15 protein-coding genes and 2 pseudogenes are annotated in these 21183 nt (G+C 74.4%); 9 read left to right on the top strand and 8 right to left on the bottom strand.

All coding sequences use genetic code 11. The annotated features are described in order from the left end of the window. From ACZ4VT_RS16145 to ACZ4VT_RS16130, 4 genes and pseudogenes are all read left to right on the top strand, one after another. Nucleotides 1–166, top strand: a pseudogene (locus ACZ4VT_RS16145) (sulfate ABC transporter substrate-binding protein); the annotation flags it as partial. 34 nt (nucleotides 167–200) lie between these two features. Then, nucleotides 201–995: an ABC transporter ATP-binding protein gene (locus ACZ4VT_RS16140; protein WP_030713685.1), complete on the top strand. Its 795-nt coding sequence runs from the start codon at nucleotides 201–203 to the stop codon at nucleotides 993–995. After that, entirely contained in the window at nucleotides 982–1878 is an 897-nt protein-coding gene (locus tag ACZ4VT_RS16135) for an ABC transporter permease (RefSeq protein ID WP_467950069.1), read from the top strand. The genes ACZ4VT_RS16140 and ACZ4VT_RS16135 overlap by 14 nt, the downstream gene beginning before the upstream one ends. A gap of 5 nt (nucleotides 1879–1883) precedes the next feature. Next, a complete protein-coding gene (locus ACZ4VT_RS16130) occupies nucleotides 1884–2648 on the top strand; it encodes a sirohydrochlorin chelatase (protein ID WP_362799400.1) in 765 nt (254 codons plus the stop codon). A gap of 139 nt (nucleotides 2649–2787) precedes the next feature. Here ACZ4VT_RS16130 and ACZ4VT_RS16125 read toward each other — a convergent pair whose 3' ends face one another. The 4 genes and pseudogenes from ACZ4VT_RS16125 to ACZ4VT_RS16110 form a co-directional block, all read right to left on the bottom strand. Then, the gene (locus tag ACZ4VT_RS16125) at nucleotides 2788–3789 is read right to left on the bottom strand and encodes a ketopantoate reductase family protein (protein WP_467950066.1); all 1002 of its coding nucleotides are present in this window, start codon (nucleotides 3787–3789) and stop codon (nucleotides 2788–2790) included. A gap of 882 nt (nucleotides 3790–4671) precedes the next feature. Beyond that, on the bottom strand, nucleotides 4672–5244 hold the full coding sequence (locus tag ACZ4VT_RS16120) for a DUF1697 domain-containing protein (RefSeq protein ID WP_467950064.1): 573 nt from the start codon (nucleotides 5242–5244) through the stop codon (nucleotides 4672–4674). 20 nt (nucleotides 5245–5264) lie between these two features. Beyond that, nucleotides 5265–6511 (bottom strand): annotated as a pseudogene (gene mgt / locus ACZ4VT_RS16115) (macrolide-inactivating glycosyltransferase). Between the two features lie 6 nt (nucleotides 6512–6517). Continuing rightward, nucleotides 6518–8773, bottom strand: a complete 2256-nt coding sequence (locus tag ACZ4VT_RS16110; RefSeq protein ID WP_467950063.1) for an FUSC family protein — start codon at nucleotides 8771–8773, stop codon at nucleotides 6518–6520. 114 nt (nucleotides 8774–8887) lie between these two features. On the opposite strand from ACZ4VT_RS16110, the gene ACZ4VT_RS16105 reads away from it, so the two are divergent. After that, nucleotides 8888–9751: a phosphotransferase gene (locus ACZ4VT_RS16105; RefSeq protein ID WP_467950061.1), complete on the top strand. Its 864-nt coding sequence runs from the start codon at nucleotides 8888–8890 to the stop codon at nucleotides 9749–9751. 20 nt (nucleotides 9752–9771) lie between these two features. Next, on the top strand, nucleotides 9772–10410 hold the full coding sequence (locus ACZ4VT_RS16100; RefSeq protein WP_467950059.1) for a hypothetical protein: 639 nt from the start codon (nucleotides 9772–9774) through the stop codon (nucleotides 10408–10410). 37 nt (nucleotides 10411–10447) lie between these two features. Here ACZ4VT_RS16100 and ACZ4VT_RS16095 read toward each other — a convergent pair whose 3' ends face one another. Together ACZ4VT_RS16095 and ACZ4VT_RS16090 are read right to left on the bottom strand one after the other, a co-directional pair. Continuing rightward, the gene (locus tag ACZ4VT_RS16095) at nucleotides 10448–11164 is read right to left on the bottom strand and encodes an exonuclease domain-containing protein (RefSeq protein WP_467950057.1); all 717 of its coding nucleotides are present in this window, start codon (nucleotides 11162–11164) and stop codon (nucleotides 10448–10450) included. A 175-nt stretch (nucleotides 11165–11339) separates the two neighbouring features. Beyond that, on the bottom strand, nucleotides 11340–12629 hold the full coding sequence (locus tag ACZ4VT_RS16090) for an SAV2148 family HEPN domain-containing protein (RefSeq protein ID WP_467950055.1): 1290 nt from the start codon (nucleotides 12627–12629) through the stop codon (nucleotides 11340–11342). Between the two features lie 284 nt (nucleotides 12630–12913). Here ACZ4VT_RS16090 and glgX point away from each other — a divergent pair, with 284 nt between their 5' ends. Further along, complete coding sequence (gene glgX, locus ACZ4VT_RS16085; protein WP_467950053.1) at nucleotides 12914–15028, top strand: glycogen debranching protein GlgX; 2115 nt, start codon at nucleotides 12914–12916, stop codon at nucleotides 15026–15028. Here glgX and ACZ4VT_RS16080 read toward each other — a convergent pair. Continuing rightward, nucleotides 15013–16296, bottom strand: a complete 1284-nt coding sequence (locus ACZ4VT_RS16080) for an MFS transporter (protein ID WP_467950051.1) — start codon at nucleotides 16294–16296, stop codon at nucleotides 15013–15015. The genes glgX and ACZ4VT_RS16080 overlap by 16 nt on opposite strands. A gap of 82 nt (nucleotides 16297–16378) precedes the next feature. On the opposite strand from ACZ4VT_RS16080, the gene treY reads away from it, so the two are divergent. Further along, nucleotides 16379–18649 (top strand): malto-oligosyltrehalose synthase, encoded by a 2271-nt coding sequence (gene treY, locus ACZ4VT_RS16075; protein WP_467950049.1) that lies wholly within the window; start codon nucleotides 16379–16381, stop codon nucleotides 18647–18649. 50 nt (nucleotides 18650–18699) lie between these two features. On the opposite strand, the gene ACZ4VT_RS16070 is transcribed toward treY, so the two are convergent. Then, the gene (locus ACZ4VT_RS16070) at nucleotides 18700–19608 is read right to left on the bottom strand and encodes a LysR family transcriptional regulator (RefSeq protein ID WP_467950045.1); all 909 of its coding nucleotides are present in this window, start codon (nucleotides 19606–19608) and stop codon (nucleotides 18700–18702) included. 83 nt (nucleotides 19609–19691) lie between these two features. On the opposite strand from ACZ4VT_RS16070, the gene lpdA reads away from it, so the two are divergent. Further along, a complete protein-coding gene (gene lpdA / locus ACZ4VT_RS16065) occupies nucleotides 19692–21101 on the top strand; it encodes a dihydrolipoyl dehydrogenase (protein ID WP_467950041.1) in 1410 nt (469 codons plus the stop codon). Nucleotides 21102–21183: the final 82 nt, after the last annotated feature.

Raw genomic sequence — 21183 nt, 5'->3', positions numbered from 1 at the left:
CGACCCGCTGGCCGCGACGCTGAAGACCCAGTCGGACTGGGCCGTCAAGGCCAAGCTCATCGAGCAGCCCGACCTGGCCGGCATCTACGACCTGAGGCTCCTGAACAAGGTCCTCAAGGCCGCCGGCAAGCCCGAGGTCTCCGACGCCGGCCTCGGCGCCAAGTAACCCCGTAATCCAGCAATCCCAGGAGGTGACGACCATGGCCACCACGCTTGCCAAGGCTGCCGAGGGCTCCGTAGCGGAGCAGACCCACGCTGCCCGTATCGAGCACGTCTCGAAGTCCTTCTCCGGCCCGGCCGGATCGCAGCTCGTCCTGGACGACATCAGCCTCGATGTCGCTCCCGGAGAGTTCGTCACCATCCTGGGGGCCTCGGGGTGTGGAAAGTCCACGCTCCTGAACCTGGTCGCGGGACTCGACAAGCCGTCCGCGGGGTCCATCGAGACCCCCGGCGGCCGTCCGGCCCTGATGTTCCAGGAGCACGCCCTCTTCCCGTGGCTGACCGCGGGCAAGAACATCGAACTGGCCCTGCGCCTGCGCGGGGTGGCCAAGGCCGACCGCAAGCCGGAGGCCGAGCGCCTGCTGGAGCTGGTCCGCCTCGGCGGCTCGTACGGCAAGCGCGTGCACGAGCTGTCCGGCGGCATGCGCCAGCGCGTGGCCCTGGCCCGGGCGCTCGCCCAGGACAGCCAGCTGCTGCTGATGGACGAGCCGTTCGCCGCGCTCGACGCCATCACGCGGGACGTGCTGCACGGTGAGCTCACCCGCATCTGGGCCGAGACGAACCTCTCCGTCCTCTTCGTCACCCACAACGTGCGCGAGGCCGTCCGCCTCGCCCAGCGCGTGGTCCTGCTCTCCTCCCGACCCGGCCGGGTCGCGAAGGAGTGGACCGTGGACATCCCGCAGCCGCGCCGCATCGAGGACGCGGACGTCGCGGAACTGTCCCTCGAGATCACTGAACACCTGCGTGGGGAGATCCGCCGCCATGGCCAGCACTGACACCACTCTGAAGGCCACGGGCAAGAACGACGACCTGGCCGGCCTGGAAGCGGGGCTCGACGCGCTCGACGCGGTCCAGACCCACCGCACCCCGGTCCGCGAGGTCCTCGTCAAGAAGATCCTCCCGCCCCTCCTCGCCGTGAGCCTCGTGCTCGTGGTCTGGCAGGTCCTCGTCGCGACGAAGGTCACCGAGGAGACCAAGCTGCCGCCGCTGTCCGCGGTGTGGGACAGCCTGTCCCACCTGTGGGTCCAGGGCACCCTGCTGGAAGTCGTCTGGACCAGCGTCTCCCGCGGCCTGCTCGGCTTCCTGCTGGCCCTGGCCATCGGCACCCCGCTCGGCCTGCTGGTCGCCCGGGTGAAGTTCGTGCGCGCCGCGATCGGCCCGATCCTCCAGGGCCTGCAGTCGCTGCCGTCGGTGGCCTGGGTGCCGCCGGCCGTCCTGTGGTTCGGCCTCAACGACGCGATGATGTACACGGTCATCCTGCTGGGCGCCGTCCCGTCCATCGCCAACGGCCTGGTCTCGGGCATCGACCAGATCCCGCCGCTCTACCTGCGGGCGGGCCGCACCCTGGGCGCCACCGGCCTGCGCGGGGCCCGGCACATCGTGATGCCGGCCGCGCTGCCGGGCTACCTGGCGGGCCTCAAGCAGGGCTGGGCCTTCTCCTGGCGCTCGCTGATGGCCGCCGAGATCATCGCCTCCTCGCCCGACCTGGGTCTCGGCCTGGGCCAGCTCCTGGAGAACGGCCGCAACAACATCGACCTGCCCGGCGTGTTCCTCGCGATCATCCTGATCCTGGTGGTCGGCATCGCCATCGACCTGCTGATCTTCAGCCCGGTCGAGCGGTGGGTGCTGCGCAGCCGCGGCCTGCTGGTCAAGAGCTGATCCCGATGTCCCACGCACCCGCACTCCTGGTCATCGCCCACGGCAGCCGCGACCCGCGGCACGCGGCGACCGTGCACGCCCTGGTCGCGCGGGCCCGGACGCTGCGGCCCGGGCTGCGGGTGGAGACGGCCTTCCTGGACTTCAACACCCCGTCGGTGGGCCAGGCCCTGTCCTCGCTCTACCTGTCGGGCGTCCGGGAGGTCGTCGCCCTCCCCCTCCTCCTCACCCGGGCCTTCCACGCGAAGTCCGACATCCCGGCGGCGCTGGCCGAGTCCACGGCCCGCCTGCCAGGGCTCTCGGTGCGGGTGGCCGATGTCCTCGGCCCGTCCCCGCTCCTCCTCTCCGCCCTCGACCGCCGGCTCGCCGAAGCCGGCCTCACCCCGGCGGACCGCGCCACCACCGCGGTGGTGCTCGCGTCCGCCGGCTCCACGGACCCGGAGGCGATCGCAGCGATCGCTGAAACCGCGCGGGAGTGGCGGCACACCGGTTGGTGCGCCGTGCGGCCTGCGTTCGCCTCCGCTGCTCTCCCCCGTACGGAGGACGCCGTACGGGCCCTGCGCGCCGAGGGCTTCGCCCGGGTGGCGGTGGCGCCGTACGTCATCGCCCCCGGACGGCTCCCGGACCGCATCGCGGCGGGCGCCGAAGCCGCGGGCGCGGACGTCCTGGCCGACGTCCTGGGCGCGGCCCCGGAACTGGCCCGCCTCCTGCTGCGCCGCTACGACGCCTCGGCCGCCGCCGCTCCCACGAGGCTCCCGGCCCTGACGGCGTAGCCGCGGCGGCCAAACGCCGGCGAGGCTGGATGTGGCTGTTGCCGTCCGCCCGCCCGCCCGCAGGGCAATTGCAGCCTCGCCGGCGCTTGAGGCGCGGGGCCCAGGGCAGCGCCCCGGCGGCGGCGCCGCAGCCGGGTGACTACGCGCGGGCCGCGGCCTCGTCCGCCAGGGCCGTGAGGTCCTCGATGGACATCGCGCCCGGCGGGAGGCCCTCGCGGGCGAAGATGTTCGCCGCGTGCCGCAGCACGTCGTTGACCGGGGTCGGGACCCCGTGCAGCCGGCCCAGCAGGGAGATCTCCCCGTTGAGATAGTCCGCTTCCACCGAGCCCGTCCCGCGGGCCAGGCTCTGCCAGGACGATCCGCCCCGGACTCCCGGCGCCTGGTTCACCTTGCCGTCCCGTGCCAGCGACTGCTCCGCGTCCGAGGCGTACGCGATGCCCGCCGCCCGGAAGACCGCCTTCGCCTCGCGCACGGCCCGCAGCAGCAGCGCCGCCTTCGCCGGGTCCGGATCCGGGCCGGTCGTCGCCTGGACGGCGTTGCCGAGGTTCCCCAGCAGCTTCGCGTACTTCCACCGCATCACGTCCTCGACCACCGGCGCCTCGAAGCCGGCCTTCCCGAGGTCCTGCGCGACGGCCCGGCACAGCGCGTCCGCGCCGCCCGCCGCCCGGCCCACGTGCAGGATGCCGGTCAGCGGCGCGCACAGGGCCGAGACCACGCCCGGCTCCAGGAAGGTCGAAGGCAGCCATACGCACATCCCGTACACGCGCGCGAAGCGCCGTAGGGCCAGCCGCTCGCTCTCCACGCCGTTCTGCGCGCACAGCACGGGCAGCCGCTGCGCCGCCGTACCACCGCCCGCGACCTCCGCGTCGCCCCACGCGTCGAGCGCGGCGATCGCGTGCTGGGTCTTCACCGCCAGCAACAGCACGTCGTCGGGGCGCAGTTCGCCCAGCTCGTCCGGTCCGGTGACCACGGGCAGCCGGTGAACCCGCTCCCCGTCGGCCGTGGTGAGCCGCAGCCCGTCGGCCCGCAGGGCCTCCGCGTGCGCGCCGCGCGCGACGAGGACGACCTCGCCGCCCGCTTCCGCGAGCCGTCCGCCGATGGTGGCGCCCACGGCGCCCGCGCCGATGATGATGTAACGCATGCGACGAGCCTGGCACATCCGGCGCCCTCCGCTACCGCCGGGGCCCTCGTCGCGTGGGGCGGATCGGCCTTTGCGCCCGCGACGAAGAGTTCGATGCGGTGGGAGGGGGTTCGCTCACCCTCCCAGCGGAAGTCCAGGTCCAGCCGGACGGCGTTCCGGCCGCGCTGGTCCAGGGTGCGGGAGTCGGCGGTGAGGTCATACCTTGTGGATGGGGCGCTCTGGCGGTACCAGGCGAGCCGGCCGGTGGAGGCGGCCTGGGCGGTGCTGCCGTGGGTGCTGTCGCGCTTCACGCCGAGCACGTAGCGGCCGTCGGGGGAGATCCAGTTGGCCCGCTGCGCGTCGTCCTCCTTGAGGTTCCAGCCTTCGGGCAGCGCCAGGGAGGTGGTGAGGGCCGCGGCGTCGGTCCGCCGCCAGCCGGGCGGGAGCGGCGAAGGGGGGCTCAGGGCCGGCGTGGGAGTGGGCGTGGGGGTCGGGGTGGCGCCCAGGCCGGCCGAACCCGTCGGCTCCGGTGTCGGTGTCGGTGTCGGTGTCGGTGTCGGTGTCGGCGTCGGTGTCGGTGTCGGTGTCGGCGTCGCGGTCGCGGTCGCCGAGGGGGGTTTCCGCGGGCGGCGTGGAGGTGCTGCCTCCCGCCCGGTCCGGCGTACGGGTGGAGCCGCCCGCACCGACCAGTCCGAACAGGCCGAGCACCAGGGCCGCGAGAGCCGTGGCGGCCGACACCCCGGCGGCCGGCTCGGCCATCCGCCGGGTCCGTCCGGTACGGGTGCCCCGCGGTGTGCCGTCGTCCTCCGCAGACTGGTGCCCGGTCACCGTGCGCCCAGCTCCCCTGTTTCCCCATTCCATTGACACCGAACACCCCTCGTGCCGAGGCGGGTTCGGATCAGATCACCCCTGTCCCCCGCCGGTCAGTCCGACGAGCTTGGCGACGGTGTTCCAGTTGCGGGTGGTCACGTCGATGCCCTTGACGACGGCGGGCTTGGCGAGGGCTTCGGCCAGTTTGGAGCGGCCCAGGCCGTCGGGGGCGTAGAGGTAGAGGACGCGGTCGCCGAGCCGGTACTCCTCCGGGAGGTAGGAGGCCTGGTCGAGCCCGGCGAAGCGCTCCGCGCCCGGCTGTTCGGAGAAGAAGGTCGCGTGGAGCTGCCTGCCCTCCAGCTCCGCGGCCGGGAAGGGGCAGGCGTCGGCGACGGCGCGCAGGTACGCCCCGTCCACCACCAGGCACGCCACCCGGAAGCCGAACCGGGCCTCGATGGCCGTCTCCAGCTCCCGGGCGAGCGCCGCCGGGTCCCTCTCCGCGCTGCTGAAGACGGCGTTGCCGCTCTGCAAGTACGTCTGTACGTCGCCGTGGCCGAGCTCCTCCAGCACGGAGCGCAGCTCCGCCATCGGGACCTTCTTGCTCCCGCCGACGTTGATGCCGCGCAGCAGCGCCGCGTACTTCGTGGTCGTGGCCTTCTTCGTCATGGCGGCACCCTAGGCGGTGGCTATGACAGTTCGGACTCGATGAGGTCGGCGGCCTGCCGCGTGCCCCCCTCGGCGGCCATCCCGGCGCGCACGGCCTCTGCTCGGGCGGCGACCTCGGGGTCGGCGACGAGGGCGAGGACCGCCTCCCGGAGGGTGGCGGCGTCGGCGTCCGCCATCGGTACGTGCCGGGCCACGCCGAGCGAGACCAGCATGTCGGCGTTGCCGAACTGGTCGACGGCCTGCGGAACGGCGACCATCGGGGTGGCGGTGGCGAGCCCTTCCTGGCTGCCGCCGGCGCCCGCGTGGGTGATGAAGGCGTCGGCCTGGCGCAGGATGTCCAGCTGGGGTACCCAGCGGTGGACCTCGACGTTGGCGGGGATCCCGCCGAGGTCGGCCTCGTCGGTGAACTTGCCGATCTGGAGGACGACGTGCCAGTCGGGCAGGTCCGCGAAGGCGTCGATGCAGGCGCGGTAGAAGGCGGGCTGCTTGGTGAAGGCGGAGCCGAGCGAGACCAGCACGACCTTCTTGCCCTCGGCGGTGGCCGGCCTGTGCCAGCTGCCCTGGGTCGCGCGCTCGCCCTGGCAGGCGCCGACGAAGCTGTACGCGGACTCGTCGACGCGGTCGGCGTGGGGCTGGAGCGCGCGGGGAATCAGCACGAGGCCGCGGCGCGGCCGGCCCTGGAAGCGGTCGACGTCGTCCCCGAGACCGTTCTCGGTGAGCCAGGCGGCGAATCGGGCGTAGTACGCCCGGCCCCGCTCGGAGGCCTTCAGCTCGGCGAACATCGGCTCGGCCACCTCCTGCTCGTACCCCTCCCAGGCGACGAGGTTCGGGGAGAGGGAGACGGCGGGGACGCCCCACCGGTGGGCGAGCACGGGTGCCGGGTAAGAGGTGATGTCGTGCAGGACGAGGTCCGGCTCGTCGCCCTCGAAGGCGGCGGCGAGCTGCGGGAGTGCCTGGACGGCGTCGTTCAGGAAGGGCTCCAGGTTCTCGATGAGCTCGGTGCCCCAGGCCTCCGGCTCGTCGTCGGTGGGGAGGGTGGAGGTGTAGATCACGGGTGTGGCGCCGGTCTCCGCGATCTTCTCGGCGAAGGCGGCGGGGATGGCGTAGCTGACGCGGTGGCCGCGGGCGACGAGCTCGCGGATCACTTCGATGCTCGGGTTCACGTGGCCGTGGGCGGCGATGGAGAACATGGCGATGTGCGCGGCGCCGGCGGCGGGCTTGGCGGAGGTCATGACTCGACCATAACGAGACGAGACGTCTCGTGCAATCAATTTCAGGGCGCCGCCCCGTCCGGCCCGCCGAAACCGCGGGAACCGCCGGTGGGCGCGATGACGCGCTCGACGTCGGTGGTCAGCGAGTCGAGCCAGGCCAGGCCGGCGTAGAACCGCGGCAGGGCGACCCCGTCCCCCGCTCCGTCGGGAGGCTCCGGACCCGGCGCGGGCAGTCCGTCCGCCGGCGGGGCGTGGGCCGCCGGCGGGGCGTGGGCCGCCGGGGGGTCCACCCGCACCGGCTGCCGCGTGTCCGCCGGCAGGTCCGCGCCCACCGGCAGGTCCGTGTCCGGTGGACGGTCCGTGTGCGGTGGTGCGGACGTGTTCGCCGTCAGGGCCGAGGCGGCGCGCAGGCGGGTGGCCACCCGCGTCGCCCGGTCGCGGAGGCGTTTCTGCTGGGCCGGTTCCAGGGGTGGGCCGCCTCGGGCGAGCAGGCGCCGCGAGCCCCACAACACGTGGTGGCCCGTCATCAGGGCCGCCTGCCAGTCCGCGGGGGCACCGACCGGCGCGCGGGGCTCGCTCAGGCGCTGCGAGAACGCGGACTCCGCCAGCAGCAGCGCGCGCTGCAGCGCCGTGTCGTCCGGGGGCCGTCCCGGCCCGCCCACCGCCACGGCGGCCGCGGTGCTCCCGACCGTGTCGGCCGCCTCCGCCAGCAGCTGGGCGACCGCCCGGTGCAGTTCCACCTGCGCCCCCCGCGGCCAGGCGAGCAGCCCGAACACGATGCCGATCAGGCTGCCGATGACCACGTCGAGGATCCGGACCTCGGCCAGCTGCCAGGTCACCGGCGCCAGCTGGGCGAAGACGAAGGACACCACGAGGGTGAACATGCCCTGGGCCCAGCCCACGCCACGTACCGGCCCGACCCGGAAGGCCACGAACATGACGAACGGCAGGGCGACCGCGTAGACGGTGCTGTGCACGCCGATGAGGGCCAGCAGGACGCCGGCCGTGAGGGCGCCCAGGAGCGTGCCGGTGAGTGCCACGCGTACGGTCGCCCGGGTCTGGGAGACCGTGGTCCGGGTCAGGCTGAGCACGGCGAGCATCGCCCAGAAGCCGTGGGGCAGGGAGTCGATGCCCGCGATCGTGCGGGCGGCCGCGAGCGCGAGGCTGAGCCGTACCGCGTTCTGGAAGTGCACGGACCGCGGCCCGGCGTGCGCGGCCAGCCGGTGCCACCACAGGCGGGGCGCGTGCCGGCCGGCGTACCAGAAGCGGCCCGCGTCGGTCTCGGCCGGCAGCCGCGCGCGCAGGCCCCGTACCGCGAGTTCGGCCGCCGTCGTGAAGGCGACGGCTGCGTCCGCCACCTCCAGCAGCGCCGCCCTGCGCACGCCCAGCGCCTCGCTCGCCGGCCGCTCGTCCACCGCCACGGCCTCCGCCCGTACGTGCCGCAGGGCGCCGGCCGCGTCGACGGACCTGCCGGTGCCGCGCAGCAGGGCCGCGCTCTCGGCGGCGGCGGCGCCGACCGCGGCGGGCACCCCGGGCGCCTGCTCCGGCGGCGGACGGTCCGGGGGCGGCGCGGGCAGGTTCACCAAGCGGTTCAGGAGCGTACGGGCGGCCAGGCCCGCGTGCGCGAGACCGCGGTCCCGCAGCCCCGGCCCGGCGGGCCGCTCGGCCTCGGGGACCCGGAAGGGCCGCAGCGCCTCACCGGCCGCCCGGGCCGCCTCCGCCCCGGCGGCGGACAGCGTGTAGGGGGCACGGCGCAGCTCGTCGGCGCAGCGGGCGGCGCTGTCGGCGGCCGCGGCGGCCAGCGACCGGTAGGAGGTGCCGCGCGGCTCGGGCAGGACGAAGAGCTCGGCGAGGATCAGCAGCGCGAGACCGACGGTCGTCCCCAGCAGGCGCTCGCCGAGGGTGTCGGGGGCGTAGGGCGGGAAGCACGGGAGGATGTAGAGCAGCTGCAGTCCGGGCGCGGCGCCCGACGCCCGGGGCCCGGCCACGGCCACGAAGGCGAGGCAGAAGCCGATGACCAGCATGCCGGCCACGGCGCTCCAGGTGCGCACCGCGAGGTACGTGCCGATCGTGACCAGCACCCAGGTCAGCGGCGCGGTGCGGGCGATGACGACCGCCCGCTGGGGGCCGGTGCCGGGGATGTGCGAGAGGGCCGCCATCGACACGGCCGCGAAGAGGGCGTACGTCGCCGCGACGGACAGGTCCAGCCCGTACAGGAACAGGAAGAACCCGGCACACGCGGCGAGCGTGGTGCGCAGGGCGCGCCGCGCCACGCCGCCGGGGCCGCGGGCGGCGCCTGCGTCACGGTCGGCGCCCATGCCTCCAGCATCGGGCCGCCCTCCCGAAGCCACCACCCACGGGGGGGCGGCGGCGGGCGGTGGTAGAACTCGGACGGGCCGGTGCGGCAACGACAGGAAGCGGGAACCAAGGGCATGGACGAAGCGCGGGCCAGGCGGGTACTGACGGCGGCGGGCCTCGCGCGCGGGGCGACCCGGGAGCCGGCCCTCCTCGCGTTCGGCGAGAACGCCGTCTTCGCCGTCGGCGACCTCGTGGTGAAGGTGGGCCGGGAGGCGGCGCTGCTGGACCGGGCCCGGCGGGAGCTCGCGGTGGCCGGCTGGTTCGCGGCGGCCGGGGTCCCGGCGGTCCGCGCGGCCGAGCCGGAGCCGCGGCTCGTGGACGGGCATCCGCTGACCGTGTGGCACCGGCTCCCGGACGCGGTCCGGCCCGCGGGCCCCGAGGACCTGGCGGTGCTGCTGCGCGCCGTCCACGCCCTGCCCGCGCCGCCATTCGCCCTGCCCGCGCGGGACCTGCTGGGCGGGGTGGAGCGCTGGCTGCGGCTGGCGGGGGACGCGATCGACCCTGCCGACGCGGCGTACCTGCGGGCCCGCCGGGACGCCTACGCCGGCGAGGTGGCGGCCCTGACCCCGCGCCTCCCGCCGGGCCCGGTCCACGGCGACGCCCTGCCCCGCAACGTCCATGTGGGCCCGGAAGGCCCGGCCCTGGTCGACCTGGAGACCGTCTCGGCCGATCTGCGCGAGCACGACCTGGTGGTCATGGCCCTCTCGCGCGACCGGTACGGCATGCCCGCCGAGGAGTACGGGGCGTTCGTGGCGGCGTACGGGTGGGACGTCCGCGACTGGCCGGGCTGCGCGGTCCTGCGCGGGGCCCGCGAGACGGCGAGCTGCGCCTGGGTCTCCCAGCACGCCCCGGCCAACCCGAGGGCACTGGCGGAGTTCCGCCGCCGCGTGACCTCCCTCAGGAACGGCGACGCCGAAACGCGCTGGCATTCGTTCTAGGACCCGGATAACAAGTGACCATGCACGTGCAGATACCCGTCACCGTCCATCAGGCCCGCCTCGGTCCGCAGGAGTTCCAGGTCGTCCGCCCGGCGCGCCCGCCGCGGCGGGCGCTGCTGCTGGACGAAGGCCCGTACCTGAACGCCTGCGTCGACCAGGAGGCCGCGCGGCTCCTGGCCGGGCTGTGGAGCCTGGCCGCCACTTCGCCGCGGTCGCTGATCCACGTGCCGCTGCGCCCCACCGGCGCCGGCTCCCCGGAGCCGGGACCACGGCCGCTCGACCTCGTCCTGCTGCACCACTCGCTCCAGTTCGCGCCGTCACGCTGGAAGGAACTGCGGGGCCGGCTCGGCCCGGGCCGCCGCCGGAGCGTCAGCGCGCCCGCGTCGGAACCGGAGATCGACCACGAGGCCCTGCACCACGCCGAGAACCGCGACCGCTTCCACCAGCACGTCCATGCCGAGACGCTGTTCATGACGGGCAGCGCGAAGGTGTTCCGCGAGAGCGCCGGCCACTTCCGCGAGGTCGCCCGGCACGGCCCGGCGCACGTCCGCGACGCCACGCGCCGCGGCCACTACTGCGCCCGCCTCCACCCCGGCGACACCCGCATGCGGGAGATCCACATCGAGTACTCCGACTCCTGGCCGGACGTGCCCGCCTGAACGGGTCCGCGCTCCTCATGCCCGGTGCCGTTTCGCGCTAGCTCTCCCTGCGCGGGACCACCGGCCAGGCCGGCTCGACTGTCGCCTCGGGGTCCGAGGTGCGGCGGAGGTAGCTCTGGAGCGACTCGGCCTGCTGGGCGGCCGCGCGGATCTGGAGGTCGTGGAGGTCCGCCAGCTCGATCGCGCCTATGGAGGCGTGCTTCGCGCCCACCCGGCGTGCCGCGCGCGCCGCCGCGAGGGCGTCGGCGGCCGCGTTGTGCGCGTCGTCGAGCGTCACGCCGTAGTGCTCGCAGAGGGCCTGCAGGGTCCGCCTGCCCTTCCGGTACCGGTCCGCGTGCTTGTCGAGGACCAAGGGGTCGATGACGGGCGCGGGCCTGCCCCGCAGCCGGTCGGCCAGCGAGGCGATCCCGTGCCGGCGGCACTCGCGGTCCAGCAGGGACAGGTCGTAGCGGGCGTTCATCACCACCAGCGGGGTGCCGGAGCGCAGCCCGTCGGCGAGGGTCTGGGTGATCTCCGCGATCGCCGGGGCCGCCGGCACTCCCTCGGTGCGGGCGTGCTCCGTGGAGATGCCGTGGATCGCCGACGCCTGCTCCGGGATGGCCACGCCGGGGTCGAGCAGCCACGTGCGGGTCCGGGCGACCCGGCCGTCCGGCTCCATGGCCACGACCGCGGCGGTGACGATGCGGTCGGCTTCGATGTCGGTCCCGGTCGTCTCCAGGTCGAAGGCGACCATCGGCCCGCTGATCCAGCTCATCGCAGGGACCCCCGCGATTCCCCCGGTTCCCCCGGTTCCCCCGGCTCCGCGCCGGTCCTCTCCAGAACCCCCATGCCGTGCCCCTCCCCCGTACACCTTCGGTCAACGGCTTTCAGCCTGCCACGGGGCACTGACAAGCCCGACGACACCCCCCTCAAGGGGGTGTCCTGCGCCCTCACGACACGGGGCGGGAGTCCTCCCACATCGACTCGAACTCCTCCCGGTACGTCGTGAACAGCCCGTGGTCCGCGTCCTTCGGGACGCCGCGCCCGCCGCCCCGCAGGACCAGGACGGGCGATTCCATCCCGCGCGCCCGCCGCAGGTACGACTGGACCACCGCGATGCCCGAGGAGTTCCCCTCCACCAGGTAGGCGGTGAAGCGCGGGGTCTCGTCGAAGACGTGGATCTCGAAGCGCGAGGGGTCCCGCAGGCCCGCCCGGACCCGGCGGACGTGCAGGATGTTCATCTCCACCGAGCGGCTCAGCTCGCCCTTGCGCAGCCCCAGCTCCCGCTCGCGCCGCTTGACCGCGCTGCTCGCCGGGTTCAGGAACAGCAGCCGCACCCGGCAGCCGGCCTCCGTGAGCCGGACGAGTCTTCGGCCGGAGAAGTTCTGGACCAGCAGGTTGAGCCCTATGCCGATGGCGTCGAGCCGCCGCGCGCCGCCGAAGAGGTCCTCCGCCGGGAGCTGCCGCTGCAGGCGCACCCGGTCCGGGTGGACCGAGATGACGTCCGCGTAGCGGTCGCCCACCAGGTCCTCGACGGCGTCGATGGGCAGCCGGTCCGCCGAGGGGCTGCCGGCGCCGCCGCCGAGGACCTCCAGCAGCCGCGCGGAGGCCCGTTCCGCCTGTTCCAGTACGGGCCGTGACAGCGCCCGGTTGCGGGAGACGACGTTGCGGGTGACCTCCAGCTCGTCCAGGGCCAGCTCGATCTCGCGCCGGTCGTCGAAGTACGGTTCGAAGCACGGCCAGTGCTGGACCATCAGCTCCCGCAGCTGGGGCAGGGTCAGGAAGCTCAGCACGTTGTCGTCGGCCGAGTCGAGCAGGTAGCCCTTGCGCCGGCTGACCTCGCGGACGGCCACGGCCCGCTGCACCCACTCCTGCCCGGCGGGCCCGGCGGCCGCGACCACCCAGTCGTCCCCGCCGTGCACCGGCTCGTAGATCGGCCGGAGCACCGCCCCGACCACCGAGCGCAGCCGCTGCTCGATGAGGTTCAGCCAGATGTACGCGCGGCCGGCCCGCTGGGCCCGGGTGCGGACCTCGCTCCAGGCCTCCGCGCCCCAGTCGAGTTCGGCGCCGGCGGATCCGGGACCCCCGGCGCTCCCGGCCTCCGCCGGTCCGCCCGCCAGGGAGACGGCTCCGGCCGCGATCCCCGCCGGTGCCCCGCCGGGGACACCTCCTGGGGCGTCCGCCGGGCCACCCTCGTGACTGCTGTCACCAGGGGGCAGCTCCAGACCTCCCGAGCTCACCCGTGCACCGCCTTCTGCGTCTGGACGCCCGTCTCCAGTGATCACGGAAGGGTACTCCGCGCGCGCGGCCCGGTGCAGCCCGATGGTCCCTCCACCGGTCGCCCGTTGACCCATTATCGGATGCGCAGACAGTCCGCTGACCCGCCTATCAGCTCTGCGGGTCACCCGGTAGGACCCCTCGCAAGTCCGCGCGTGGGCGGCCTCTTTCGGGGAAGATCGGAACAGTGACGTGGTCCACGCCGGATCAGCCGGGACATCCGACAACGCGGGAAGAGTCGTTATCTATGCAGGTCTGGCCGGGACAGGCGTATCCGCTCGGCGCCACTTACGACGGCGCCGGCACCAACTTCGCGGTCTACTCCGAGGCCGCCCGACGGATCGAGCTGTGCCTCCTCCACGACGACGGTTCGGAGTCCGCCGTGGAACTGCGCGAGACGGACGCCTTCGTCCGCCACGCGTACCTGCCCGGCGTCATGCCGGGTCAGCGTTACGGATTCCGCGTCCACGGCCCGTACGAGCCCGAGCGCGGGCGGCGCTGCAACGCGGCCAAACTGCTGCTGGACCCGTACGCGCGGGCCATCAGCGGCGGCGTGACGTGGGGCGAGGCGGTGTACGGCTACCACTTCGGCCGGCCCGACTCGCGCAACGACCTGGACTCCGCCCCGCACACGATGAGCTCGGTCGTGGTGAACCCGTACTTCGACTGGGCCAACGACCGGCCGCCGCGGCACGAGTACCACCACACCGTGCTGTACGAGGCCCACGTCAAAGGCCTGACGATGCGCCATCCGGACCTGCCCGAGGAGCTGCGCGGCACGTACGGGGCGCTCGCGCACCCCGCGGTCATCGGCCACCTCGCCAAGCTCGGCGTGACGGCGCTGGAGCTGATGCCGGTCCACCAGTTCGTCAACGACCACCGGCTGGTCAACGACGGGCTGAGCAATTACTGGGGCTACAACACGATCGGCTTCTTCGCCCCGCACAACGGCTACGCCTCGGGTGACCGCGGCCAGCAGGTGCTGGAGTTCAAGTCGGCGGTCCGGGCCCTGCACGAGGCGGGGATCGAGGTGATCCTCGACGTGGTCTACAACCACACCGCGGAGGGCAACCACCTGGGCCCGACGCTGTCCTTCCGCGGGCTCGACAACGCCTCGTACTACCGGCTGGCGGACGATCCACGGCACTACATGGACACCACCGGCACGGGCAACTCGCTGCTGATGCGCTCCCCGCACGTGCTTCAGCTGATCATGGACTCGCTGCGCTACTGGGTCACCGAGATGCACGTGGACGGCTTCCGCTTCGACCTGGCGGCGACGCTGGCCCGCCAGTTCCACGAGGTGGACCGGCTGTCCTCGTTCTTCGACCTGGTCCAGCAGGATCCGGTGGTCAGCCAGGTGAAGCTGATCGCGGAGCCCTGGGACCTGGGCGAGGGCGGCTACCAGGTCGGCAACTTCCCGCCGTTGTGGACGGAGTGGAACGGCAAGTACCGGGACACCGTAAGGGACCTGTGGCGCGGGCAGCCACGCACGCTCGCGGAGTTCGCCGGGCGGCTGACCGGCTCCTCGGACCTGTACCAGGACGACGGGCGGCGCCCGCTGGCCTCGATCAACTTCACCACCTGCCACGACGGTTTCACCCTGAACGACCTGGTCTCGTACAACGAGAAGCACAACGAGGCCAACCGGGAGGGCAATCGGGACGGCGAGACCCACAACCGGTCCTGGAACTGCGGGGTGGAGGGGCCGACCGAGGATCCGGAGGTGCTGGAGCTGCGCGAGCGCCAGATGCGCAACTTCACGGCCACGCTGATGCTGTCGCAGGGCGTGCCCATGCTCAGCCACGGCGACGAGTTCGGCCGCAGCCAGGGCGGCAACAACAACGCGTACTGCCAGGACAACGAGTTGTCGTGGGTGCGCTGGCCGGAGCCGGGCAAACCGCCGCCGTCGCTGCTGGAGTTCACCCGGCGGATGGTGTGGCTGCGCCGGGACCACCCGGTCTTCCGGCGGCGCCGGTTCTTCCACGGCCGGCCGGTGGAGGGCACGCACGACGAACTCTCCGACATCGCCTGGTTCACCCCGCACGGCGAGGTGATGCGGGCGCGGGACTGGCAGGCGCAGCACGCACGGGCGCTGACCGTCTTCCTCAACGGGGAGGCCATCTCCGAGCCGGGCACCCGGGGGGAGCGGATCACCGACGACTCGTTCCTGCTGATGTTCAACTCGGGCGCGGAACCGCAGGACTTCACGATTCCGGCGGGGCACGGCGCGCAGTGGCACCTGGTGGTGGACACGGCCCGGGCGGACGTGCTGCCACCCGGTACCGGGCCGCAGTACGCGGCCGGTGACCGGGTGACGCTGACGGGTCGGTGTCTGGTGGTGCTTCAGCGTCCGGCGTAGGCGGCGCCGTTCTCGCCGGACACCGGCGAGGCGGTCCGCGGGCCGGGGCCGAAGGCGGCGGTGTGCGCGCGGGCGGCGGGCACCCGGGTGACGAGGGCGAGGGTCAGGCAGAGCGCGGCGGCCCCGACGGCGACGGCGAAGGCCCCGGTGGGGCCGTACCGCTCGGCGAGGCGCCCGCAGACGACGAGCGCGGTGGCCTGCCCGGCCACCAGGCAGCTGGCGGCGAAGGCCATGGACGTGGAGAGCCGGGCCGGTTCCACGGCCCGCTCGGTGAGGGCGAAGGCGGTGATCAGGTGGGGCGCGTAGGCCGCCCCGAGCACGGTGACGACGGCGTACAGGGGCCACAGGCTGTCGGTGACCAGCAGGGGCGCCGAGAGCACCAGGGCCGCTCCGGTCGCCACCCGCCAGCGCAGCCGCAGTCCGAAGCGGGCGGGCAGCGCCCCGAGCGACAGGCCGACGGCCGCGCTGACGACGCCCATCGCGGCGTAGACGACGGCGGCCTGGTCGGGGACGCCCAGCCGGATGGTCAGTGCGGTGATGCCGGCCTGGCAGGCGCCGAACATCGCGCCCTGGAGGGCGAGGGAGCCGCGTACGGCGTAGACCACTCCGGGCGGCCGGACCCGGCTGCCCGTACCGCGTCCGCGCGCCGGGGACCCGGCCGTGACGGCGGCGGTCGGGTGCAGGGCGTAGACGGTGCCGAAGACGGCGACGAGGCCCGCCGCGCCGCCGAGGGCGACCGCCGGGTGCGCGAGGAGCGCGGCCATCCCGACGAGGGCGGGTCCGAAGACGAAGGAGACCTCGTCCAGGGTGCCTTCGAGGGCGTGGACGGCGCCCACGACGCTCTCGTCGGCCCCGGCCCGGTGGGCCAGGGCCACGGAGCGGGTGCGGGCGAGCGGCCCGATCAGCGGTACGGAGGCGCCGGTGACGGCGCCGATCGCGGCGAGCGGCACGGTGGCCAGGTGGGTGAGGGCGCCCGCGACCAGGGCGGCGGTGGCCACCGCGTTGACGGCGGCGGCGGCCAGGACGACGGGCCGCTGACCGTGCCGGTCGGCGAGCCAGCCGAGGACGGGTCCGAAGAGGACCTGGCCGAGGGAGAGGGTGCCTCCGACCACGCCGGCGGCGGCGAGGGAGCCGCTGGTCTGGGCGACCAGCAGGAAGCTGCCGAACTGGGACATCGCGACGGGCAGTCGGGCGAGGAAAGAGACGAGCGGGAGTAGGGGCCCGGTCAGGGCGATGACTTTTCGATAGGTGTTGACGGTTCCAACCACTTGATCGACATTAACCCGGTGCAGTCACTCGGATGCATTGGGTCATGGCACGGAATCCGGCAGGTTGGGTACGTACGTTCTCATGAGCCAGCCGCAACCGGTCACCGAATCGGAATCTAATGTTCCGGCACCTGTCACCCCGGCGTCGACCTACCGTCTCCAGCTGCGTCCGGAGTTCCCCTTCGCGGCGGCCGAGGCAGCCGTACCGTACCTCGCCGCGCTCGGCGTGTCGCACCTGCACCTCTCCCCCGTACTGGAGGCGGTACCCGGCTCCGCGCACGGGTACGACGTCACCGACCACTCCCGCGTGCGGGCCGAGCTCGGCGGCGAGCCGGGCCTGCGCGCCCTGGCCCGGGCCGCCCGGGCGCACGGGCTGGGCCTGGTCCTCGACATCGTGCCCAACCACATGGCGGTGCCGACGCCGCTGCGGCTGAACCAGCCCCTGTGGGAGGTGCTGCGGGACGGGCCCGGATCGCCGTACGCCCGCTGGTTCGACATCGACTGGGAGGCCGGGGGCGGGCAGGTGCTGCTGCCGGTGCTCGCCGGGCCGGCGGAGTCCTGCGAACTGACGGCCGACGGCGCCGTGCTGCGCTACGGCGAGCAGGAGTTCCCGCTGCGGGCGGGCACCGAGGGGCTGGCGCTGCCCGAGCTGCTCGCCGCGCAGTGGTACCGGCCGGCCTGGTGGCGGGAGGCCCGGACCGCGCTCAACTACCGCCGGTTCTTCACCATTTCGGAACTGATCGGGGTCCGCGTGGAGGACCCCGAGGTGTTCACCGCCACCCACGCGAAGGTGCTGGAGCTGCTCCGCGACGGGGTCGTGCAGGGGCTGCGGATCGACCACGTGGACGGCCTGGCGGACCCGGAGGAGTACCTGCGGCGGCTGCGCGCGGCGGCCGGGGACGGCTGCTGGGTGGTCGTCGAGAAGATCCTCGCCCGCCACGAGCGGCTGCCGCCCGCGTGGCCGGTGGCGGGCACCACCGGGTACGACGCGCTGCACCGGGTGGACGGGGTGTTCACCGACCCGGCGGGGGCCGAGGAGCTGGCGGCCCGGTACGGGCGGTCCACCGGGCTGCCGCGTTGGCCGGAGGCGGCGCGGGCGTGCGCGCGGGAGGTGCTGACCGGTGACCTGGCCGCCGAACTCCGGGCGCTGGAGCGCCAGTGCGGCGGCGAACTGGCCGAGGCGGTACGGGAGTTGCTGATCGCCTTTCCCGTCTACCGGCCCTACCCCGGCGATCCGGAGCTGCCGCCGCAGGCCCTGGAGCAGGCGGCCGCGGTGGCCGGTCCGGGCGCGGTGGCCGGCGTACGGGAACTGCTGTTGCGGGACCCGGCCTTCGCGGCCCGCTTCGCGCAGACCTCGGCGGCGCTGCGCGCCAAGTCCCTGGAGGACCGGGCCTTCTACCGGTACGCGCCGCTGCTGTCGGCGACGGAGGTCGGCGGGGAGCCCGGTCAACCCCCGGTGTCGGCAGCCGAGTTCCACGCCTACTGCGCCGCCCAGGCCCGGGAGTGGCCCGCGGCCGGGACGGTGCTGTCCACGCACGACACCAAACGCAGCGCGGACGTCCGGGCCCGGATCGCGGCCCTGTCGCAGGCACCGGAACTGATGGGCCGGCCCGAGGGACCCGACCCGCACCTGGCCTGGGTGGCCCGGCAGACCGCACTCGGGCTCGGCCCGGTCCCCGACGCCGTGCCCCGGCTGTCCGAGGCGCTGCTCAAGGCGGTCCGCGAGGCCGCCCTGCGCACCAGCTGGACGGAGCCGGACGAGGGCTACGAGGCCGGGGTGCCGGGATACGTCCGGGCTCCCCTGGACCTCCCCGTGGAGCTGACGGAGGCGGCCCGCGCCAACCTCCTCGGCATGACGCTGCTGCACCTGGCGATGCCCGGGGTCCCGGAGGTCTACCAGGGCGCCGAGACCGAGTACCGGGCCCTCGTCGACCCCGACAACCGGCGCCCGGCCCGCTTCCCCCACCGGGAACTGGCGCGGCTGGACACGGGGGCCGCCCCGCGGGACCCGGCCGAGGAGAAGCTGGCCCTGACGGCCACCCTGCTGCGGCTGCGCCGGGACCGGCCGGAGCTCTTCCGTGGCTACGCGCCCGTCCCGGCCCGGGGCCCGGCGGCCGGCCATCTGGTGGCGTTCACCCGGGCCCCCGGTCTGCTGGTGGCGGCCACCCGGCTGTCCCACCGGCTGGCCGCGGACGGCGGCTGGCGCGGCACCCTGCTGCCCCTGCCGCCCGGCGCGTGGACGCCCGTTCTCCCACCGCACCGAGATGCGAACTCCCGCCGATGGCACAGTGGTTCGGTCGACACGGCCGATCTGCTGGACGGCCGCCCGGTGGGTGTCTGGCTCCGCCGGTGAGCCGTCGCGGATGCCGGCCGGGACCCCGCGGGTGCCGACACGGGTGCCGCTCAGTCCGGCCGTGCGCCCGCGGCCGGAACCGCCGGAGCGCGGGCCCCGAACAGCTCCGCGAAGGCCCCGGCCGCACCGGTCAGCGGGACCCTGGAGAAGACCGCCAGGGACCGGTGCCACGGCGGATCGAGGGAGAGCAGCACGCAGTCCTCGCCGACGGCGCCCCGGACCATGTGGGCCGGGGCCATGACGACGCCCACCCCGGCCGCCGCCATCCGTACGGCCGTCGAGGTGTGCTCCGTCCGCAGCACCGTGCGCGGGGTGAAGCCGACCGCGCCGCACGCCCGGTCCAGTACGAGGACGCCGTCGGACAGCGGTTCCATCGCACAGCGGATCCAGTCCCGGTCGGCGAGCTCGGCGAGGCGGACGGCTCCCCGCCCGGCCAGCGGATCGTCGAAGGGGACGACGATGACCAGCTCCTCCCGCCCGATCCGCAGCAGCGGCCCCCTCCACTGCGCGGGCTCCGGGCCCACCGCGAGGTCGGCGACGCCCCGCTCCAGCTGCTCCTCCAGCGCGTCGGTGGAGCCGTACTCCCGCAGCACCAGCGACACCCCCGGGTGCAGCGCCCGCCAGCGGGCGGCGATGGCCGGGAGCAGGCCGACGGCCAGGGCGTGCACGGTGGCGATGTGCAGTTCGCCGCCCGCCACGCCGGCGGCGGCGCGGGCCGCCCGCTCGGCCTGGCGGGCGCTGCGGACGGCGAGCTGCGCGTGCGGGAGGAAGGCACGGCCCATGGGGGTGAGCCGGACCCCGCGCGGCAGGCGCTCCAGCAGGGCGCCGCCGACGGACCGCTCCAGGGCCTTGACCTGGTGGGACAGGGCGGGCTGGGTGACGTGCAGGGCGTCCGCGGCGCGGGTGAAGGAGGACTCCTCCACGACGGCGAGGAAGTACTCCATCTGGCGCAGGCTCATGAGCCGGAAGCATAAAGAGCGTGCATGGGACCCAGAAGATCATTTCCTTGGACGTGTCACAACGGCCGGTCCAGGCTGGGCCCATGACCAACGACAGCATCGTGGACGTGATCGTGATCGGCGGCGGCACCGGCGGCTACAGCACCGCCCTGCGCGCCTCGGCCCTCGGCCTGACCGTCCTGCTCGCGGAACGCGACAAGGTCGGCGGGACCTGCCTGCACCGCGGCTGCATCCCCAGCAAGGCCATGCTGCACGCCGCCGAACTCGTCGACGGCATAGCCGAGGCGCGCGAGCGCTGGGGGGTCCGGGCGAGCGTGGAGTCGGTCGACTGGCCGGCGCTGACCGCCACGCGGGACGACATCGTCTCCCGCAACCACAAGGGGGTGGAAGGGCACTTGGAGCACGCCGCGGTGCGCGTGGTGCGCAGCGGCGCGCGGTTGACCGGCCCGCGCTCCATCCGGACCGAGGACGGGCGGGAGTTCACCGCGACCCGCGGGATCGTGCTGGCCACCGGCTCCCGGCCGCGGGTCCTGCCGGGGCTGGAGCCCGACGGGGCCACGGTGGTGACCAGCGACGACGCCCTGTTCGCCCCCGGGCTGCCGGCTTCGGTCCTGGTGCTGGGCGGCGGGGCGATCGGCGTGGAGTACGCGTCCTTCCACCGTTCCATGGGCGCCGACGTGACCCTGGTCGAGGCGGCGGACCGGCTGGTGCCGCTGGAGGACGCGGACGTGTCCCGGCACCTGGCACGGGGCCTGAAGAAGCGCGGCGTCGACGTGCAGACCGGGGCCCGGCTGGAGGGGGCCACCGTGGCGGACCGGATCGTCAGGGCCACGGTGCGCACCGCGCGCGGGGAGGTGCGCGAGCTGACGGCGGAGCGGCTGCTGGTGGCGGTCGGGCGGGTCCCGGTCACCGACGGGCTGGACCTCGCGGCGGCCGGACTGGCCACCGACGAGCGGGGGTTCGTGGCGCCGGCCGACTGGTCCCGGCTGGAGACCGCCGTCCCGGGCATCCACGTGGTGGGCGACCTGCTGCCGCCGCCCTCGCTCGGGCTGGCCCACGCCTCCTTCGCGGAGGGCCTGCTCGTCGCCGAGACGCTGGCCGGGGTGGCGAGCGCACCGGTGGACTACGCGGCGGTGCCACGGGTGACGTACTCGGCGCCGCAGACCGCCGCCGTCGGGCTGACGGAAGCACAGGCGCGCGAGGCGGCGTACGACGTGGTGGTGAACACGATGCCGCTGACCGCCGTGGCGAAGGGCATGGTGCACGGGCAGGGCGGCACGGTGAAGGTGGTCGCGGAGCGGCACGGGCGGGTGCTCGGCGTACACCTGGTCGGGCCGCACGTGTCGGAGATGATCGCGGAGAGCCAGCTGATCGTGGGCTGGGACGCCGAGCCGTCCGACGTGGCCCGCCACATCCATGCCCACCCGACGCTCTCGGAGGCCGTCGGCGAGGCCTTCCTGTCCCTGGCGGGCCGCGGCCTGCACCAGCAGTAGGCCCGGGCCCCTGGGGGCTGCGCCCCGGACCCCCCCCACGCCCCACGCCTCAAACGCCGGCGGGGCTGAAATCCAGCCCCGC

The organism is Streptomyces sp. NPDC029164 (assembly GCF_055563995.1).
Note: the sequence above shows the minus strand (reverse complement) of the source record. Positions and strands in the feature narration are given on the sequence as shown.

Bases quoted from the DNA above. Each gene is read 5' to 3' on its own strand.
- ACZ4VT_RS16135 (WP_467950069.1), top strand. From the start codon at position 982: ATGGCCAGCACTGACACCACTCTGAAGGCCACGGGCAAGAACGACGAC.
- ACZ4VT_RS16130 (WP_362799400.1), top strand. From the start codon at position 1,884: ATGTCCCACGCACCCGCACTCCTGGTCATCGCCCACGGCAGCCGCGAC.
- ACZ4VT_RS16105 (WP_467950061.1), top strand. From the start codon at position 8,888: ATGGACGAAGCGCGGGCCAGGCGGGTACTGACGGCGGCGGGCCTCGCG.
- ACZ4VT_RS16140 (WP_030713685.1), top strand. From the start codon at position 201: ATGGCCACCACGCTTGCCAAGGCTGCCGAGGGCTCCGTAGCGGAGCAG.
- lpdA (WP_467950041.1), top strand. From the start codon at position 19,692: ATGACCAACGACAGCATCGTGGACGTGATCGTGATCGGCGGCGGCACC.
- ACZ4VT_RS16095 (WP_467950057.1), bottom strand. From the start codon at position 11,164: ATGAGCTGGATCAGCGGGCCGATGGTCGCCTTCGACCTGGAGACGACC.
- glgX (WP_467950053.1), top strand. From the start codon at position 12,914: ATGCAGGTCTGGCCGGGACAGGCGTATCCGCTCGGCGCCACTTACGAC.
- ACZ4VT_RS16120 (WP_467950064.1), bottom strand. From the start codon at position 5,244: ATGACGAAGAAGGCCACGACCACGAAGTACGCGGCGCTGCTGCGCGGC.
- ACZ4VT_RS16100 (WP_467950059.1), top strand. From the start codon at position 9,772: ATGCACGTGCAGATACCCGTCACCGTCCATCAGGCCCGCCTCGGTCCG.
- ACZ4VT_RS16125 (WP_467950066.1), bottom strand. From the start codon at position 3,789: ATGCGTTACATCATCATCGGCGCGGGCGCCGTGGGCGCCACCATCGGC.
- ACZ4VT_RS16070 (WP_467950045.1), bottom strand. From the start codon at position 19,608: ATGAGCCTGCGCCAGATGGAGTACTTCCTCGCCGTCGTGGAGGAGTCC.
- ACZ4VT_RS16110 (WP_467950063.1), bottom strand. From the start codon at position 8,773: ATGGGCGCCGACCGTGACGCAGGCGCCGCCCGCGGCCCCGGCGGCGTG.
- treY (WP_467950049.1), top strand. From the start codon at position 16,379: ATGAGCCAGCCGCAACCGGTCACCGAATCGGAATCTAATGTTCCGGCA.